A 1,302-nucleotide genomic window follows, 5' to 3' on the forward strand; every position below is an offset into this window, starting at 1 on the left:
GTACGACAGCCGCCGCGCGGTCTGGGCCAGCCGCGGCTGACGCCCCTCCGCCACGACGCCCCCCGGTCCGGGGACCAGGGGGCGTCGTGGCGGAGGGGCGTCAGCCGCGGCTGGCCCAGACCGCGCGGCGGCTGTCGTACTCGACGAGGTTGCCGTCGTCCTGCATGACGAGCTTGTAGGGGCCGACCGACGCGGCGGGCGGGACGACCGACCATCCGCTCGTCGTCTCGGTGCCCACGGCGATCTGGCCGCTGGTGTCGAGGGCGAAGAAGCCGCCTGCGCGGGTGGTCTTCGACGCCCAGATCGGGCCGTTCTTGCCGTAGACGACGAAGTTCCCGTCCGCCTGCATCACCGCTCGGTAGACGCCGTTCGCGGAGCGGAGGAAGCTGCCCGCCTCGAGCGAGTTCGCCGCGTAGAGGGTGGTCGAGGGGAAGGCGGCCTGGCTGGTCCAGATCACGTCGTCGGACGGGTTCACGATGATCAGCGAGCCGGCGTTGTTGATGCCCAGGCGGAGGTCCTTGCCGCGCGTGCCCGAGAACCACTTGACGGAGCCGTCGAAGCCGTAGATGACGGCGTTGCCGTCCTTCTGCATGGTGATGCGGTTGCCGGAGCCGCCGGTGCCGGTGCCCCAGACGGCGCCCTGGGGGCCGTAGCCGACGAAGTTGCCGTCGTTCTGCATGACGGCGCTGAAGCGGCCGTCGGCGGAGGTGAGCTGGTGGACGGGGCGGAGGGTCTGCTCCGTGAACAGCGTGTCGGTCACCGGCTCGGCGATGACGCGGCGGACGCTGCTCGCCCAGGCGGGCGAGCCGTTCTCGCGGTAGACGACGAGGTTGCCGTCGGGCTGCATGATCACCGAGGCGCCCGCCTCGTTGATCGTGTTCGTGCTCCACACGGGGCCGCCCTTGGCGGAGTAGACGACCATGTTGCCGTCGGTCTGCATGACCAGGTGGTCGCCGCGGCCCTGGGTGTTCGTCGCGAAGGTGGGGCGGCCCTGCGGGTCGTAGACCACCGCGTTGCCGTCGGTCTGCATCCGGAACGAGTAGCCGTTCGTGCCCGAGACGATCCGCTGTCCGGCGGCCAGCTCCTCGCCGCCGACGAGGGCGTTGTAGTAGCTGACGGCCGCGCGGGCGGTCTGCTGGGCGGCCTCGGGCGACTCGCTCGCGGGAGCGAGGCCGGTCGGCGCCTCCTCGGAGGAGGAGAGGGGCTTCTGCGGGTTCTCCGCGGCGAGGGCCGGGGTCGCGCCGAAGAGCAGGGCACCGGTCGCGACGAGCGCGATCAGCCCGGAGGCGAGGGGGCGGGGGG

Annotated in this window: 1 protein-coding gene; it reads right to left on the reverse strand. The window is 72.1% G+C overall.

The genetic code is table 11. The features are described from left to right. Window positions 1–100 precede the first annotated feature (100 nt). On the reverse strand, window positions 101–1,302 hold a 1,202-nt coding region (locus C5B98_RS17115), incomplete at its 5' end, for a hypothetical protein (protein ID WP_181065576.1).

The sequence above is a fragment of the Rathayibacter sp. AY1A5 genome, assembly GCF_002930875.1.
Classification (GTDB): domain Bacteria; phylum Actinomycetota; class Actinomycetes; order Actinomycetales; family Microbacteriaceae; genus Rathayibacter.